Source organism: Bacillota bacterium, assembly GCA_023511835.1.
Lineage (GTDB): Bacteria > Bacillota > Sulfobacillia > JAIMAT01 > JAIMAT01 > JAIMAT01.
On the sequence record JAIMAT010000013.1, the window covers coordinates 1 to 15,973 of the forward strand.

At 74.3% G+C, this 15,973-nt stretch carries 11 protein-coding genes; 6 read left to right on the plus strand and 5 right to left on the minus strand.

Features of this window, described 5'->3' with window-relative positions; translation table 11 throughout:
- The first annotated feature begins 114 nt into the window (after positions 1–114).
- Positions 115–1,911, plus strand: coding sequence for an ABC transporter ATP-binding protein/permease (locus tag K6U79_03920; GenBank protein ID MCL6521504.1), 1,797 nt, complete (start codon positions 115–117; stop codon positions 1,909–1,911).
- The gene (locus K6U79_03925; protein MCL6521505.1) at positions 1,908–3,815 is read left to right on the plus strand and encodes an ABC transporter ATP-binding protein/permease; all 1,908 of its coding nucleotides are present in this window, start codon (positions 1,908–1,910) and stop codon (positions 3,813–3,815) included. Before K6U79_03920 ends, K6U79_03925 begins: the two co-directional genes overlap by 4 nt.
- A 119-nt stretch (positions 3,816–3,934) precedes the next feature.
- On the opposite strand, the gene K6U79_03930 is transcribed toward K6U79_03925, so the two are convergent.
- The 5 genes from K6U79_03930 to K6U79_03950 all read right to left on the minus strand — a co-directional run bounded on the left by K6U79_03930 (position 3,935) and on the right by K6U79_03950 (position 10,944).
- The gene (locus K6U79_03930; GenBank protein MCL6521506.1) at positions 3,935–4,831 is read right to left on the minus strand and encodes a peptidoglycan-binding protein; all 897 of its coding nucleotides are present in this window, start codon (positions 4,829–4,831) and stop codon (positions 3,935–3,937) included.
- A 344-nt stretch (positions 4,832–5,175) separates the two neighbouring features.
- Positions 5,176–6,843, minus strand: a complete 1,668-nt coding sequence (locus tag K6U79_03935) for an L-lactate permease (GenBank protein MCL6521507.1) — start codon at positions 6,841–6,843, stop codon at positions 5,176–5,178.
- 20 nt (positions 6,844–6,863) lie between these two features.
- The gene (locus K6U79_03940; protein MCL6521508.1) at positions 6,864–8,291 is read right to left on the minus strand and encodes an FAD-binding protein; all 1,428 of its coding nucleotides are present in this window, start codon (positions 8,289–8,291) and stop codon (positions 6,864–6,866) included.
- Positions 8,275–9,633, minus strand: a complete 1,359-nt coding sequence (locus K6U79_03945; protein MCL6521509.1) for a (Fe-S)-binding protein — start codon at positions 9,631–9,633, stop codon at positions 8,275–8,277. Before K6U79_03945 ends, K6U79_03940 begins: the two co-directional genes overlap by 17 nt.
- A gap of 3 nt (positions 9,634–9,636) precedes the next feature.
- Positions 9,637–10,944, minus strand: coding sequence for an FAD-binding oxidoreductase (locus K6U79_03950; GenBank protein MCL6521510.1), 1,308 nt, complete (start codon positions 10,942–10,944; stop codon positions 9,637–9,639).
- Between the two features lie 372 nt (positions 10,945–11,316).
- Between K6U79_03950 and aceB the strand changes: the two genes are divergently transcribed.
- The 4 genes from aceB to K6U79_03970 all read left to right on the plus strand — a co-directional run bounded on the left by aceB (position 11,317) and on the right by K6U79_03970 (position 15,963).
- Positions 11,317–12,918, plus strand: a complete 1,602-nt coding sequence (aceB, locus tag K6U79_03955; GenBank protein ID MCL6521511.1) for a malate synthase A — start codon at positions 11,317–11,319, stop codon at positions 12,916–12,918.
- A gap of 110 nt (positions 12,919–13,028) precedes the next feature.
- A complete protein-coding gene (locus K6U79_03960) occupies positions 13,029–13,898 on the plus strand; it encodes a (Fe-S)-binding protein (GenBank protein MCL6521512.1) in 870 nt (289 codons plus the stop codon).
- Positions 13,895–15,340, plus strand: coding sequence for a lactate utilization protein (locus tag K6U79_03965; protein MCL6521513.1), 1,446 nt, complete (start codon positions 13,895–13,897; stop codon positions 15,338–15,340). The genes K6U79_03960 and K6U79_03965 overlap by 4 nt, the downstream gene beginning before the upstream one ends.
- On the plus strand, positions 15,337–15,963 hold the full coding sequence (locus K6U79_03970) for a lactate utilization protein (protein MCL6521514.1): 627 nt from the start codon (positions 15,337–15,339) through the stop codon (positions 15,961–15,963). The genes K6U79_03965 and K6U79_03970 overlap by 4 nt, the downstream gene beginning before the upstream one ends.
- Positions 15,964–15,973 lie beyond the last annotated feature (10 nt).

Genomic DNA, 15,973 nt, shown 5'->3' on the forward strand with positions numbered 1-15,973 from the left:
CCGGCGCCGGGCACGGACGAGGCAAGCGGCAGGCGGGCGCCCCCCGCGGGGGGCGCCCGCCGCGCCTTCCGGGCCGGGGGACGGTGGTAGACTGGGGCGCGTGAGGCGAGGCGGGTGGAGGTCTTTCGGCCGCTCTTCCCCTTCCTGCGGCGGGAGCGATGGCACTACCTGCTGGGCGTCCTGGCGCTGGTCGCCACCGACACGCTGGGGCTGGTGGAGCCGGCGCTGATCGGCCGGGCGACCGACGCCATCGTGGGACTACGGCGGGGCGCCTCGGCAGAGCGGGCTTCCGCCATGGCCTCCATCCACCTGTACGTGGCGCTGATCGCGGGGCTGGCGGTGCTGGCGGCGCTCTTCCGCTTCGTCTGGCGGCAGCAGGTGCAGGGCGCCTCGCGAAGACTGGAGTACGCGCTGCGCGACCTGCTCTTCCGGCACTTCCAGCGGATGGGACCGCGCTTCTACGCGGAGCATCGGACGGGCGAGCTGATGGCCCTGGCCACCAACGACGTGCAGGCCGTCCGCTTCGCCTTCGGCAACGGCGTCGTCAACCTGGTCGACTCCGTCTACATCACCCTGGTCACCATCGTCTGGATGGCCGCCTCCATCAGCTGGCGGCTGACCGTGGTCGGGCTGCTTCCTCTGCCGCTCATCGCGCTGACGGCCTGGCTCTTCCGGCACGTGACGCGGCAGCGCTTCGCCGAGGTGCAGGAGAGCTTCGGCGAGCTCTCGGAGCTGGTGCAGGAGAGCGTGGCCGGCATCCGCGTGGTCAAGGGCTTCGTGCTGGAAGCGCGCCAGGCCGAGGCCTTCCGGCGGCGCTCGGAGGAGCTGCGGCGGCGGAATCTGGTCATGGCCCGCGTCCAGGCCCTCTTCCAGCCGCTGGTCCAGGTGCTGAGCGCGCTGGCCACGGTCATCGTCCTGGTCTACGGTGGCTTCCTGGCGGTGACAGGGCGGATCAGCCTGGGCGAGTTCGTGGCCTTCAATCTGTACCTGGGGGCTCTGGTCTGGCCCATGATGGCCATGGGCTGGGTGGTGGGCCTCATCCAGCGCGGGCAGGCCTCCATGGAACGGATCGGCCGCATCCTGGCCGTGCGGCCCGAGGTGGCCGACGAGCCACGGACGCGGCCGGTGACCGGCCTGAGCGGTGCGTTGGAGGTGCGCGGGCTCACCTTCCGCTACGGGCCCGAGCTGCCGCCGGCGCTGGAGGAGGTCAGCTTCCGCCTCGAGCCCGGGCAGGTGCTGGGCATCCTGGGGCGGACCGGAGCGGGCAAGTCGACGCTCTGCGACCTGCTCCTCCGGCTCCACGAGGCGCCGCCGGGGCGGATCTTCTACGACGGCGTGCCGATGGAGGAGATCCCGCTGGAGACGCTCCGCCGCGAGGTGGCCTACGTGCCCCAGGAAGCCTTTCTCTTCGCCACCACGGTGCGCGAGAACATCGCCTTTCAGCCCGAACCGGTGAGCGACGCCGAGGTGGAGCGGGCGGCGCGGCTGGCCGGGATCCACGAGGAGATCCTGGCGCTGCCCGAGGGCTATGCCAGCGTGGTGGGCGAGCGCGGCATCAGCCTCTCCGGAGGCCAGCGCCAGCGCGTGGCCATCGCTCGCGCGCTCGTTCGGCGGCCCCGCCTGCTCGTCCTCGACGACGCCCTCTCCGCGGTGGACGCGGAGACGGAAGCGCGCATCCTCCAAGGGCTGCGCGGCGCCCTGCGCGAGTCCACCACCGTCTTCGTCTCCCATCGCGCGGCGCCGCTGCGCGACGCCGACCAGATCCTGGTGCTGGAGCGCGGCCGGGTGGTGGAGCGCGGGCGGCACGCCGAGCTCCTGGCCCGGGGCGGCCTCTACGCACGCCTCTGGGAAGAGCAGCGGCTGGAGGCGGAGCTGGCCGCAGGCGCGGGAGGCGGGGAGGTGGCGCCGTGAGCCGGCCGGGGCTCGAAGCGGAGCCGGCCGCCGAACGGCTCGACCCGCACGTGCTGGCACGGCTGCTCCGGCTGGCACGTCCGGAGTGGAGGGGCTTCGCGCTGGCTGCGCTGCTGGTGCTCGCCTCCACCGGCGCCAGCCTGGCCCGTCCCTACATCCTCAAGGTGGCCATCGACAGCTTCATCGTGCCCGCGGCGCGGGCCACCCTGGCTCGCTCGCCCGGGGCGGCGCGCCTGGTGGAGCAGGCGACGCACGCCATCCTGCTCCTCGGCCTCCTGCTGCTGGCCGTGGTCCTCGTCCAGTTCCTGGCCGGGTGGGCGCAGACGCTCCTCCTGGCCCGCTCTACGCAGGCGCTTCTGGCGGAGCTGCGCCAGCGGCTCTTCGCTCACCTGCTGGGGATGGAGACGGCCTTCTTCGACCGGACGCCGGTGGGCCGGCTGGTGACGCGGCTGACCAACGACGTGGAAGCGCTCAGCCAGTTCTTCAGCCAGGCGCTGGTCTCCTCGCTCAACGACCTGGCGCTGGTGGCCGGGTCGGTGCTGGTGATGCTCCGCCTGGACGCGCGCCTGGCCGCGGTGGCGCTGGCCCTGACGCCGGCGGTGGCGGCCGCGACCGCGCTCTACCAGTCGCGGGCCCGGCGCGCCTACCGGGAGGTGCGGAGCCGCCTCTCGCGGGTGAACGCGGCCGTGGCCGAGAACGTGGACGGCATGCGCACCGTGCAGATCTTCCGCCGCGAGCGGGCGCAGCACGAAACCTTCGACCGGATCAACCGCGGCTACCTCGAGGCCAACATGCGCCAGCTGCTGGTCTTCTCGGTCTACTTCCCGGCCATCAACCTGCTCGGCTCCTGGGCCACCGCCCTTCTGTTGGCGGTGGGGGCAGCCGCCGTGCTGCGCGGCCAGGTCGACTTCGGCGTCGTCTACGCCTTCATCAACTACGTGCAACAGCTCTTCCGGCCCATCCAGGACTTCGCGGAGAAGCTCGACCTGGTCCAGTCGGCCCAGGCCGGAGCGGAGCGCATCTTCGGCCTGCTGGACAGCCCGCCCGCCCTCCCGGAGCCGGGCGTGACGGGAGCGGCCGCCGTGCGGGCGGCGGGGGAGGGCCGGGCGCGGGTCGCGGGCGGCGCGGCGGACGGCCACGGCGGCGGCGAACCCGGGCGTCGCCGGGGCGGGCAGGGCGGCGCGGCCCTTCGCTTCGAGCACGTCTGGTTCGCCTATCGGCCGGAGCGGTGGGTGCTGCGCGACGTCGACTTCGAGGTGGAGCCGGGTCGCACCGTGGCCTTCGTCGGGCCCACCGGCGCCGGAAAGAGCTCCATCATGAGCCTGGTGACGCGCCTCTACGACGTGCAGGGCGGCCGCATCCTGCTGGACGGGAGCGACATCCGCTCGCTGGACGCGGCCGAGTTGCGGCGTCGCGTGGGCGTGGTCTGGCAGGAAGTCTTCCTCTTTGAAGGAAGCATCGCCGACAACATCCGCCTGGGCGACCCCTCCGTCCGCCCGGAGCGGGTGCGGGAGGTGGCGCGGGCCGTAGGGGCCGACCGCTTCATCGAGCGGTTGCCGCGCGGTTACGAGACACACCTGGCGCCGCGCGGCACGGGCCTCTCCGCCGGCGAGCGGCAGCTGATCGCCTTCGCCCGCGCCCTCTGCCTGGACCCGCCCCTGCTCATTCTGGACGAGGCCACGGCCAACGTGGACACGGAGACGGAGCGGCAGATGCAGCAGGCCATGGCCCGCCTGGCTCGGGGCCGGACGACGTTGCTGGTGGCCCACCGCCTCTCCACCGCGCGGCGGGCCGACCGCATCTTCGTCGTCCAGGCCGGGCGCATCCGCGAGGCGGGCCGCCACGAGGAGCTCCTCGCCCTGCGCGGGCTCTACTGGCGCCTGGCGCGGCTCCAGGCATTCTGAGAGTGGCGTCCAACGGCCGCCCGGCCGCAGGCCGGCCGCGTCTTTCCGTCCCCGGCGGGGCGACCCGGAGCCGCGGGGTTCCTTCCAGGGTGTACGGTGGCCCGCGGGAGGGGCTTCGACTAGGCATCGGATGCGCTCTCCTGCCCGTTCGCCCGGGTCGCGGCCAGCGCCCCCCATGTCTGGTCGCCCACCCTGCCGTCCACGGTCAGCTTCCGGGCAGCCTGGAAAGCCTTGACGGCTCCCAGGGTGCCCTCGCCGAAGATGCCGTCCACCGCCAGCCTGTAGTAGCCGCGGTCGGCGAGGAGCCGCTGCAGCACCTGGACCGCAAGCCCCGTATCGCCCGCGACGAGAAGGGGCAACCCTTTCCCTGCCACGCCCTCTGCCCCCCGGATCCATGCGCGGAGCTCGGCTTCGCTCCCGGCGAACTCGTCGAGGTCGACGCGAACGCGGACGCCCGGCACGCTACCGGCGTTCGACCATTGCCAGAACGTCCAGTCCGTCCATCCGGGGACGGCGCCGGGAGCCGGGGCCGACGTGTACTCCACCAGCCACAGCGGCCAGCGCGCGAGGCGCGGCGGCGCAAGCCGCTGAGTGATGAAGGCCGGCCCGCAGTAGACGGCGACGCGCACGCCGGGGAAGGCGCTCTCGGTGGCCTCGAGGAAGGCCACCGCCCACTCCGTCATGGCCGCGCGGTCGAGCGCTCCCGCCTCCAGGTCGACCGCCAGCATGTCGGGCGGCTCGCCCGCTTTCACGACCGAGGCGAAGTACGCCGCCTCCCGCTCCGCGTCGCCGGGCGTCGCGTCCGGCCGCGCGAAGTGGTAGGCGCCTGCGACGAGGCTGGCCGAGCGCGCTCCGGCCACGTTCCGCGCGTAGGCGGGGTCCGTATAGCCGACGCCCTCGCTGGCCTTGAGGAAGGCGAAGCTGTAGCCCGCGGCACGGACGCTCGGCCAGTCGACCGTCCCCTGCCAGCTGGAGACGTCGACGCCCCGGGCGTGGGTGCGTTGGTGTGCCTGCACGAGGCTCACCTCCGGAGAAAGAAGCAGGGCCGTTGGGCCCCGGTCTCGCCGGCGGCCGGCGCTCTCCGCGGGCCCGGCGCCCCGGAGAGGGGGCCGCCATGGCTGAGGGGCGGGTGACCGCCCCCCGAACAGGCTATGCTTCCACCCGTCGGGGGTGCGGTGCCGGGTCGTTTGCTTCCCGCGCCGCGGGAGGCGTTGCGCCTTGAGGGGATGGGGCGGCACGGAGGGCCCCCTTCGAAACGGAGGAGCGGGGCGGGCCACCGCCCACCCCGCTCCCGGATGAGCGACCGGGCAGGCGGCCGGGCCGGCGCATGCCGCCGCCGACGCCCGGCCCCCCCAGGCCTTCAGAGTTGCATGGCGCCCGGCGCCACGTAGCGGAAGAAGAGGCCGATCAGGATCAGGTAGGCGAGGAGCACCAGCGTCCAGCCCATGTTGTGCCGAATCACCTCGCCCTCGTTGCGCACCAGCCGGCTGGTGGAGACGCCCACGCTGGCGGTCTGCGGGGCCACCGGCTTGCCGATCTCCGAGCCCACCGAGTTGAGCGAGGGCAGGAGCAGCGGCGGGAAGTGGAGGAGGCTCCCCGCCACCGTCTGGATCTGGCCGAACATGGCGTTGGTGGAGGTGTTGCTGCCCGAGAGGGCGACGCCCACCCAGCCCAGGATCGGCGCCAGCACCACGAAGGCCGGGCCCACGCGGGCGAAGCTGTAAGCCAGCGAGGCCGCCATGCCCGAGTAGTTGAAGACGTAGGCGAGGCCGAAGATGAAGAAGGCCACCAGGAGGGCGCCCCACATCTGGCGGAAGGTGCGGGCGAAGACCTGGCCGAGCTGGCGCGCCGAGGGTCGCAGGATGGCGGTGATGACGAGCCAGCTGGCGAGGATGGCGGTGCCGCCGTTGAGGGGCGTGAAGGAGAAGGCCGAGGCCACTTCCTTGTGCGTCACCGAGGAGAGGGCCGATGTGGAGAGCTTGAAGAGCGAGAAGGAGGGCAGGTGGGACCAGGGGCCGGTCCAGGCGACCACCACCACGATCAGCACGATATAAGGAAGCCAGGCCACCAGCGCCTCGCGCGCGCCCCGCGGCGAGGCCGGCGGGTCCGGCGGGTCGACCGCCACCGCACCCGCGCCTGCGGGCGCGGCGCCCGCCACCACGGTCACCGGCCGGCCCCCGGCGCCGATGGGGAGGCCGCCGAAGCCGCGCACCACGCGCGGCCGCCAGAGGCGCAGAAAGGCGTAGAGGACCCAGAAGGAGACCAGCGAGCCGGTCAGGTCGGGCAGGAAGGGACCTACCCACTGCGAGACGGGGTACTGGCCGGCGATGTAGGAGAGCGAGGCGACCACCGCCAGCGGCCAGGCCTCGCGTAGACCCTGGCGCCCGCTGACCAGGTAGATGAGGATCCAGGGCGGCAGCAGCGCCAGGATGGCGACCAGCTTCCCCACCGAGGCGGAGAGGATGAAGGGGTCGATCTGCGTCACCGCGCCCAGGGCCAGGATCGGGGCGCCCAGGGCGCCGTAGGAGACGGGCGCGTTGTTGGCCAGGGCGGCCACGCGGATGGCCTCCAGGTCGCTGATGCCGATGCCCACCAGGATGGGCGCCACCACGGACCACGGGTAGCCGAAGCCCACCAGCCCCTCCAGCAGCGCCCCGAAGGACCAGGCCAGGAGGATGGTCTGCACCCGGATGTCGGCCGTCGCCTCGGCCAGGATCCAGTTCTTGAACCGGTCGAAGGTGCCCGTCAGCACCAGCGTGTTGAAGATGACCAGCCCCCAGAAGGTGATCCAGTCGATCACCCAGGTGCCCTGCAGGGCGCCGTAGAGGTAGGCGGAGAGCGTTCCGCCCAGCGGTGCGCGCCAGACCAGGACGGCCAGGACGATGGTGACCAGGCTGCCGATCAGCGTCGCCAGCCAGGCGGTCACGCGCAGGACGGCCAGGAGAAAGAGAAGCGCCGCCAGCGGCACGAGCGCCGCGACGACGGTCAGACCCAGGCTGCCGGTGGGATTGAGGATCTGCGCGAACACCCGTGCACCCCCTTTGACCGCTAGACGGGAAGCACCTTCCCGGGATTGGCCAGGCCTTTGGGATCCCAGACCTGTCTCAGCTCCGCCTGGAAGCGGAGCTCCTCCTCGCTGTACATCCACCGCATCTCTTCGCGCTTCTCGATGCCCACGCCGTGCTCGCCGGTGATCGACCCCCCTTCCTCCACGCAGGCGCGCAGGATCTCCGAGCCGGCGCGGACGGCACGTTCGCGCTGGCCGGGCAGGCGGTCGTCGAAGAGGATCAGGGGGTGGAGGTTTCCGTCGCCGGCATGGAAGACGTTGGCGATCCGCAGGCCGAACTCGCGTCCGATGGCCTCCACGCGCCCGAGCACGCGGGGCAGCCGGCTGCGCGGGATGACGCCGTCCTGGACGTAGTAGCTGGGCGAGAGGTGGCCCATGGCGCCGAAGGCGGTCTTCCGGTTCTGCCACCAGAGGTTCCGCTCCTCCGGGGAGGCGGCGATGCGCACGTCCTGCACGCCGTTGCGGCGGCAGATGGAGGCGATCTGCTCGGCCTGTTCGTCCAGGCCCGCTTCGAGGCCGTCCACCTCGATGAGCAGGACGGCGCCGGTCCCGGCGGGATAGCCGACGCGGTAGGGCCCCCGCTCGACGCCGTCCATGGCCAGGCGGTCCATCATCTCCATGGCCGCCGGCAGGATGCCGGCCGCGATGACGTCCGAGACGGTCTGGCTGGCCTCGTCGGGCGAGGCGAAGAGGGCCAGCACCGTCCGCACCGCCGGAGGGCGGCGGACCAGCCGGACCACCGCCTCGGTGGCCAGGCCCAGCGTCCCCTCCGATCCGACGAAGAAGGCGGTCAGGTCGTAGCCCGGCAGGTCGGGGGCGGCACCGCCCAGGCGGAGCCGTTCGCCGCGCGCCGTCACCACCTCCAGGCCGAGGACGTGGTTGGTCGTCACCCCGTACTTGAGGCAGTGGCTGCCGCCGGAGTTCTCCGCCACGTTGCCGCCGATGCTGCAGGCCACCTGGCTGGATGGGTCGGGCGCGTAGAAGAAGCCGTAGGGGGCGACCGCCTCGCTGAGCGCCAAGTTGGTCACGCCCGGCTCCACCCAGGCGCGCTCGCTCTCGGGGTCGACGCGGACCAGCCGGCGCAGGCGGACCAGGTCGACCACCACGCCGCCCCGCTCGGCCACCGCGCCGCCGGAGAGGCCGGTGCCGGAGCCGCGGGGCAGCCAGGGGACGCCGTGCCGCTCCAGGAGCCGGACGACACGCTCCGCCTCTTCGCGGTCGTGGGGAAGCACCACCGCCTGGGGACGGGCGCTGAAAACGGTGTTGCCATCGCACTCGTAGGCCAGGAGCCGGCGGGTGCCGGCGAGGACCGAGTCGGCGCCCACGATGGCGGCCAGGCCCGCCACCACCTCGGCGGGCAGGCCGGGCGGGAGGTCGGCGCACGGGGCCGCGCTATCCGGAGCGGCCATGGTCGCTCACCTCCTCGGCCCGGTAGGCCTCGTCCAGCAGGACAACGGGGTGGACCACGCGCAGCGCGCGCCCGCTACGCCGGGCGCCGAGCGCCATCTGAAGGGCGCAGCCGGGGTTGCCCGTGGCCACCACGTCGGCCTCCTCGGGCAGGTCCCGCATCTTCCGGTCCAGCAGGCGGAGAGACATCTCGGGATGGCCGAGGTTGTAGACGCCGGCGCTCCCGCAGCAGCGCGCCGGGTCGCGCATCTCCGCCAGCCGGACGCCGGGGAGGGAGCGGAGGAGGGCGCGTGGCGCTTCGCGGACCCCCATCACGTTGGCCAGGTGGCAGGACTCCTGGTAGGCGACCTGGAGCGTCCCGCCGCCCCGCCCGTCCGCGCCCGCCGGCCGGGCGCGGGGCACCTCCCAGCCGCCCCGGACGAGCAGCTGGCTGACGTCCGTCACCCTGGCAGCGAGCCGCCGCGCCGCCTCCGAGACGGCCGGGTCGTCGGCCAGGAGCTCGGGGTACTCCAGGAGCGCGGCGCCGCAGCCGCCGGCCGTGGTCACCACCCAGTCGACGCCCTCCTCGAGCGCCTCGCCGAAGACGCGCAGGTTTTGCCGGGCCAGCCGGCGGGCCGTCTCCCGGTCGCCCTCGTCGCGGTGGAGCGCCCCGCAGCAGGTCTGCTCGGACGGCACCCGCACCTCGTACCCGTTCCGCGCCAGGACCCGCAGCGCCGCCTCGTTGACGTCGGTAAAGGCCACGTCCTGCACGCAGCCGGTGAAGAGCGCCACCCGCCCCCTGCGCGGCGCGGCCGGCCACGGCTCCGCCCGCGGCGCCCGTTCGCGCAGCGTCCGCCCGGACACCTCGGGGAGGACGGCCTCGAACGCGCGCAGGTGCTCCGGAAGGAGCCCCAGCCAGCCCAGCCGCCGCGCCAGGCGGCTGAGTCCGCTGCGCTGGTAGAAGCGGACGAGGCGGGCCAGGAGCGCCCAGCGGCGGGGGTAAGGCACCAGGTGGCGAAAGAGCAGCCGCCGCCAGAAGGAGGGGCGGCGGGCGGGGCGGAGGGCGGCGCGCGCCTCCTCGATCAGGGCGCCGACGCGCACCCCCGAGGGGCAGACCACCTCGCAGGCCCTGCAGTCCAGGCAACTGTCGACGGGTTCGAGAAGGGCCGCGTCATCCGGCCCGATTCGCCCCTCGGCCGCGGCGCGCAGCAGGTAGACGCGACCGCGGGGGGAGAGCTCCTCCAGCCCCGTCTCCTGGTAGGTAGGACAGGCGGGCAGGCAGAAGCCGCAGTGGACGCAGGCCTCCCAGAGCGCGCGCCCGCCGTGCGCGCCCTCCTCCGGCGGCCTCTGCTCCCGGAGAGCCACCTTTCAGATCCCTCCCACAAAGCGGCCGGGATTGAGCACGCCGCGCGGGTCGAAGCGCGCCTTGACGGCGCGCATCAGGCCGATGGACGGAGGAGGCGTCCCCCACGCGGGAAAACGGGGCCGAAGCCGGTCCGGCGCCTTCTCCACCACGGCCGACCCCCCGAGCGCCTCCGCCCGGGCGCGCCAGCGCCGCAGAAAGAGCGCCCACTCGTCCAGCGCCTCGTCGTCTTCCGCCGGTGAGGCGAAGAGGCGGAGGACGCCGTGGCCGGCGCCGGCGACGCGCGCCGCCTCCAGCCCGGTCTCCAGCGAGGCGGCGAGGAGCGCCGGCAGCTCGGCCAGCGTCACGCCCGCGCGGACCACCAGGCCCGAGCCGGCCGGCAGCTCCTGGTGGAAGGCCCGCCAGAAGGCGTCGGAGGATTCCGCCTCCAGCCGCTCGAGGCCGGGCGCCGCCGCGCCGCCCGTCGCCTCGGCCGCCAGCCGGGCGATCCGCTCCCGCTGGTAGGCGACCCCGGGGGCGTCGCCCTCCAGCGCCACGGCCAGCGTGCTGCGGGCCGGCAGGCCGAGGCGTGCGGCCGCTCCCGCGTCGAGCAGCTCCACGGCGGTGGGCAGGAGCTCGGCCACGATGCGCCTGCGGCCCAGGTCCAGCGCCTCCAGGGGCCCCTCCTCGGCGAGGAGCAGCGTCTCGCGCCGGGCCGGCAGGGGACGGACGCGCAACCAGGCCTCGGTCAGGACGGCCAGGGTGCCCAGCGAGCCGATCAGGAGGCGCATGACGTCGTAGCCGGCCACGTTCTTGACCACGCGTGCGCCGTTGTGCATCACCCGCCCGTCGGGCAGGACGAAGCGGAGCCCCGTGGTCATGTCGCGCGGCGTCCCGAAGGCGAGGCGGCGGGCGCCGGCGGCGCCCGTGGCCAGAAGGCCTCCCACGGTGGCGCCCGGCGCGGCTACCGGTTCCACCGGGAGCCACTGCCCGTGCGCTGCCAGGAAGCGGTTCAGCTCCTCCAGCGGCGTCCCCGCCAGGACGCGGACCACCAGCTCCTCGGGCGCATGCTCGACCACGCCCCGCAGGCCGGCCAGGGAGAGGACGAGGTCGCCGGCGCGGGGCGGCTCGCCCAGGCCCCACTGGCTTCCTCCGCCCCGGGGGAGGACGGCCAGGGAGGCGGCGGTGGCCTCCGCCAGCGCCCGCGCCACCTCCTCCTCGGTCGCCGGCTCGATGGTCCGGGGAGCCCGGGGAGGACCGCCGGCGGAGCCGGGGGAAGGCTCCGCCGGCCTGCCCGGCCGCTCCGGCTGCCGGTCCAGCGAAAGCTGCTCCATGCCCTCACGCTCCCGAGGGCCATCCGGGATGCCCGGGGATTGGCGCTTTCCGGAGGCCGGTCGCTCGCTGCAACAGGTGGGTGGACGAGCATGACGATGGAATGTGATTTCTTGCTATGCAACGCATCTTAGGCGACCGCCGGGAGGGGTGTCAACGGGCCGGAGGCGGCGGAGAACGGTTGTCGTGGGGCGGGGCGGGCTAGACGTGCGACTTTCGTCAAAACGATGCGCATGGAATCGCTTCGCGTCGCCGGCGCGGTGGTTGCGCACCGGCGGCGCAGTCGCGGGAGGGGGCGACCGGCAGGGCGCGAATAGCTATTTTTCGGAGGAAGTTGCCATCGGGCGAAACGACAGGGGGGATGGGCGATGGCCATGGCGCAACGCGCGCTTCCCGATGGGGTGGAGATCCGGGCGGAGGTGACGCCCGCCTTCGCCGAGATCCTGACGCCGGAGGCCGTCGCCTTCGTCGCCCGGCTGGAGCGGGAGTTCGGCGGGCGCCGCCTGGAGCTCCTGGAGCGGCGGCGGGAGCGGCAGGCTGCCTTCGACGCGGGGGCGAAGCCGGACTTCCTGGAGGAGACGCGCGCCGTCCGCGAGACGGAGTGGACGGTGGCGCCGGTGCCGGCCGACCTGCAGGACCGGCGCGTCGAGATCACGGGGCCGGCCTCGGACCGGAAGATGGTGGTCAACGCCTTCAACTCGGGCGCGAGCACCTACATGGCCGACTTCGAGGACGCCAACTCGCCCACCTGGGAGAACGTGATCCAGGGCCAGATCAACGTGCGCGACGCGGTCCGCCGGCGGATCGACTTCACCAGCGAAGAGGGGAAGCGCTACCGGCTCAACGAGCAGGTGGCGACGCTCGTCGTCCGCCCGCGCGGCTGGCACCTGCCTGAGAAGCACATCTGGGTCGACGGCCGGCCGGCTTCGGGGGCGCTGGTCGACTTCGGCCTGGCCTTCTTCCACAACGCCCGTGAGCTCCTGGAACGGGGGAGCGGCCCCTACTTCTACCTGCCCAAGATCGAGAGCCACCGGGAGGCGCGCCTCTGGGACGACGTCTTCACCCTGGCCGAGCAGGAGCTGGGCCTGCCGCACGGGGTGACCAAGGCGACCGTGCTGATCGAGACGCTGCCCGCCGCCTTCGAGATGGACGAGATCCTCTGGGAGCTGCGCGACCACTCGGCCGGCCTCAACTGCGGCCGCTGGGACTACATCTTCAGCAGCATCAAGACCCTCCAGGCGCATCCGGAGTGGATCCTACCCGACCGCGCCCAGGTCACCATGACCGTCCCCTTCATGCGCGCCTACGTGCAGCTGGCCATCCGCACCTGCCACCGGCGCGAGGCGCACTGCATCGGCGGCATGGCCGCCCAGATCCCCGTCAAGGACGACCCGGAGGCCAACGAACGCGCCTTCGCCCTGGTCCGCGCCGACAAGGAGCGGGAGGCGAGCGAGGGCCACGACGGCACCTGGGTGGCGCACCCGGGCCTGGTGCCGGTGGCGAAGGAGGTCTTCGACCGGCTCATGCCCGGCCCCCACCAGATCGAAAGGAAGCGCGACGACGTCCACGTGACGGCCGAGGAGCTGCTGCGCGTGCCCGAGGGGACGATCACCGAGGCCGGCGTGCGCAACAACCTGAGCGTGGCCGTCCAGTACATCGCCGCCTGGCTCGGCGGCCGCGGCGCCGTCCCCATCTTCCACCTGATGGAGGACGCGGCCACGGCCGAGATCGCCCGCACCCAGCTCTGGCAGTGGCTCCACCACCCCAGGGGCATCCTGGACGACGGGCGCCGGGTGACGGGCGAGCTGCTGGAGCGCCTCCTCGACGAGGAGATGGCCAAGATCCGCGCCGAGGCGGGCGAGGAGTCCTTCGCCCGCGGCCATTACGAGGAAGCCCGCCAGATCCTGCGCGAGCTGACCTTCCAGGAGAGCCTCCCCGACTTCTTCACCCTGGCCATGTACGAGCGGCTGCCCTGAGCGGGGCGCCCGGCGGGGCGGACGGCTGCGAGAGGAGGCGGGAGCGGGTGGGTGAGCGGAAGGCGGCGGCCGCCGCCGGCGGCCGCGCCGTCGATCTCTTCCCGAGCTGCATGGTGGACCTCTTCCGCCCGCAGGCGGCGGTGGCGGCCCTCCGCCTGCTGGAGCGGCGCGGCCTGCGGGTCCGTTTCCCCTGGGGGCAGACCTGCTGCGGACAGTTCGCCTTCAATGCCGGCCACGACCGGGAGGCGGCCGAGCTGGGCCGCCGCCTGGTGGAGGCCTTCGAGGAGCCGGGCGACGGGGTGCCGGTGGTGGCGCTCTCCGGCTCCTGCGCCGCCATGGTGCGCGCCGAGCTGCCCGGGCTGCTGGAGCGGGAGGCGCGGGAGCGGGGAGCCGGCGAGGCGGAGGCCCGCGCCTGGCGGGAGCGGGCGGAGCGGCTGGCGGCGCGGGTGGTGGAGCTGAGCCACTTCCTGGCGGGACCGGAGGCCGCGCAGGCGCGGGAGGGGGAGCCCGCCCCTGGAGGGCCGGCGGGCGCGGGGCTGCGCGTCGCCTACCACAACGGCTGCCACATGCGGCGCCTCCTGGGCGTGGAGGAGGCGCCGCTGCGCCTCTTGCGCCAGGAGGGCTTCGAGCCGCTGGAACCTCCGGCGGCCGACCAGTGCTGCGGCTTCGGCGGTCTCTTCTCGCTGGTGGAGCCCTCGCTTTCGGCGGCGATGGCCGACGCCAAGCTGGCTTCGCTGGAGGAGGCGCGGGAGGCCGGGGCGGTGGCGCTGGTCAGCGCCGACCTGGGGTGCCTTCTCCACCTGGGCGGTCGCCTGCGCCGCCGCGGCGACGCCTTCCCGGTGGTCCACCTGGCCGAGGCGGCGGAGCTGGCCGAGAGCGGCCGGCTGAGCGAGGCGGCGCTGGCCCGGGCCTCCGCGCTGGCCGCGCGGGAGGCGCCGGGGAGGCCGGCGGCCGAACGGGCGGGGGGTGGCGAGGGATGAGCGGCCGGCTACCCCGGGCGCCCGCCCCCTGGCCGGTGCGGCGGAGCCGGGCGCTGCTCGAGACGCGGCTGCGCGAGGCGGCAAACCGGGCCACGCGCCGCCTCCAGGAGCAGAAGCGGGAGGCCTACCGGACCTTCCCGCGCGGGGAGGCGATGCGCCGCCGCGCCGTGGAGGCGAAGCGCCGCGCCCTGGGCGACCTGGAGGCGCTCCTGGAAGAGGCAACCCGGCACGTGGAGGCGCGCGGGGGGCGCGTCTTCCGCGCGCGCGGGCCCGAGGAGGTCGCCGGCTACGTGCTGGAGGTGGCGCGGCGGCGGGGCGCCCGGCGGGTGGTCAAGTCCAAGTCCATGACCAGCGAGGAGGTGGAGCTGAACGACCGCCTGGAGGCGGCCGGCCTCGAGGTCCGCGAGACGGACCTGGGCGAGTACATCGTCCAGCTGGCGGGCGAGCGGCCCGCCCACATCCTGGTGCCGGCCGCCCACAAGAGCCGGGCCGACATCCGGGAGCTCTTCGCGCGCGAGGCGGAGCGCACGGGCGAGGAGCCGCCGGCGGGCGACGAGCCGCCGGAGCTGACCGCCTTCGCCCGCCGCCGCCTGCGCGGCGAGTTCCTGGAGGCGGAGATCGGGATCAGCGGGGGCAACTTCCTCGTGGCGGAGACGGGGACGCTGGTGCTGATCACCAACGAGGGGAACGGGCGGATGGTCACCTCGCTCCCGCCCGTCCACATCGCCCTGGTGGGCATCGAGAAGGTGGTGGCCACGTGGGAGGAGCTGGCCGACCTGGTCCAGCAGCCGCCGCTGAGCGGCGTGGGACAGCGGCTCACCTCCTACGTCAGCCTGCTCAGCGGCCCGCGGCGGCCGGGCGAACTGGACGGCCCCGAGGAGTTCCACCTGATCCTCCTGGACAACGGGCGAAGCGATCTCCTGGGCAGCGAGTTCGAGGACGTGCTGCGCTGCATCCGCTGCGGCGCCTGCCTCAACGTCTGCCCGGTCTTCCGCGCCGTCGGCGGCGGTCACGCCTACGGGAGCGTCTACAGCGGCCCGGTGGGCGTGGTGCTGACGCCGCTTCTGGCGGGCCTCGAGCATGCGCCCGAGCTGCCGGAGTCGCTCTGCAGCATGTGCCATGCGTGCGGCGAGGCCTGCCCCATGGAGATCGACCTGCCCGGGCACATCCTCCGCCTGCGCCGCCAGGAAACCCGGCGCGGCCTGGCACCCCGCCTCTTCGACCGCCTCCTCCCGCTCTGGTCCCGCCTCTGGTCGACCCCCGGCGGCTTCCTTCTCTCCGCCCGCCTGGGCCGGCTCGGCCAGCGCTTCTGGCGGCGGGAGGGGCGGCTGACCGGGGCGCCCGGCCCCCTCGCCGGCTGGTTCGTCAGCCGGGAGATGGCGCCGCTGGCCGGGGAGAGCTTCCACGAGTGGTGGCGCCGGAACCGGGGTGAGGCTGGATGACGGGAGAGGAGCTGGCGCAGGCCTTCCGCGAGCGCTGGGAGGCGCTGGGCGGGAGGCTCTTCCTGGCCGGGGATGGCGCCGGGGCGGTGCGCGCCGCCTTCCGCGAGGCCGTGCTCTGGCTGGCGGGCGGCAGCGCGTCGCCCGGACCCCAGGCGCCGCCGGCCCTCCTCTGGTCGGAGGCGGAGCTGGCTCCCCTCGGCCTGGAGGAGGAACTGGCCGGCCTGGGCTTCCGGGCGGTCGCGTGGCGCCTCCTCCCCGGGGAGGCGGAGGGGGAGGGCGCGGCCCGCCTGCGCCGCCTGGCGGCCGAGGCGCCGCTGGGGGTGACCGGGGCGGCCTGGGCGGCGGCCGAGACCGGCACCCTCGCCCTCTACTCGGGGGAGGCCACGGGCCGGCTGGTCAGCCTCCTGCCCGAGGCCCACCTGGCGCTCCTGCGCCGCTCGCGGCTGGTGGCGACGCTGGCTGACGGCTTCCGGCTGCTGGCCGGGGAGGCGGGCCGGCGGGGCGACCTGCCCTCGGCGGTCAACCTGGTCAGCGGGCCCAGCCGCAGCGCCGACATCGAGGGCGAGCTGACCACCGGCGTCCACGGGCCGGCGCGGGTGGCGGTGGTGCTGGGCGAGTGGTGAGCGGGCCGGG

What these genes read in the sequence shown, in the direction of transcription:
- K6U79_03950 (MCL6521510.1), bottom strand. Translation starts at nt 10,944, where the DNA reads ATGGAGCAGCTTTCGCTGGACCGGCAGCCGGAGCGGCCGGGCAGGCCG.
- K6U79_03960 (MCL6521512.1), top strand. Translation starts at nt 13,029, where the DNA reads ATGGTGGACCTCTTCCGCCCGCAGGCGGCGGTGGCGGCCCTCCGCCTG.
- K6U79_03965 (MCL6521513.1), top strand. Translation starts at nt 13,895, where the DNA reads ATGAGCGGCCGGCTACCCCGGGCGCCCGCCCCCTGGCCGGTGCGGCGG.
- aceB (MCL6521511.1), top strand. Translation starts at nt 11,317, where the DNA reads ATGGCGCAACGCGCGCTTCCCGATGGGGTGGAGATCCGGGCGGAGGTG.
- K6U79_03970 (MCL6521514.1), top strand. Translation starts at nt 15,337, where the DNA reads ATGACGGGAGAGGAGCTGGCGCAGGCCTTCCGCGAGCGCTGGGAGGCG.
- K6U79_03940 (MCL6521508.1), bottom strand. Translation starts at nt 8,291, where the DNA reads ATGGCCGCTCCGGATAGCGCGGCCCCGTGCGCCGACCTCCCGCCCGGC.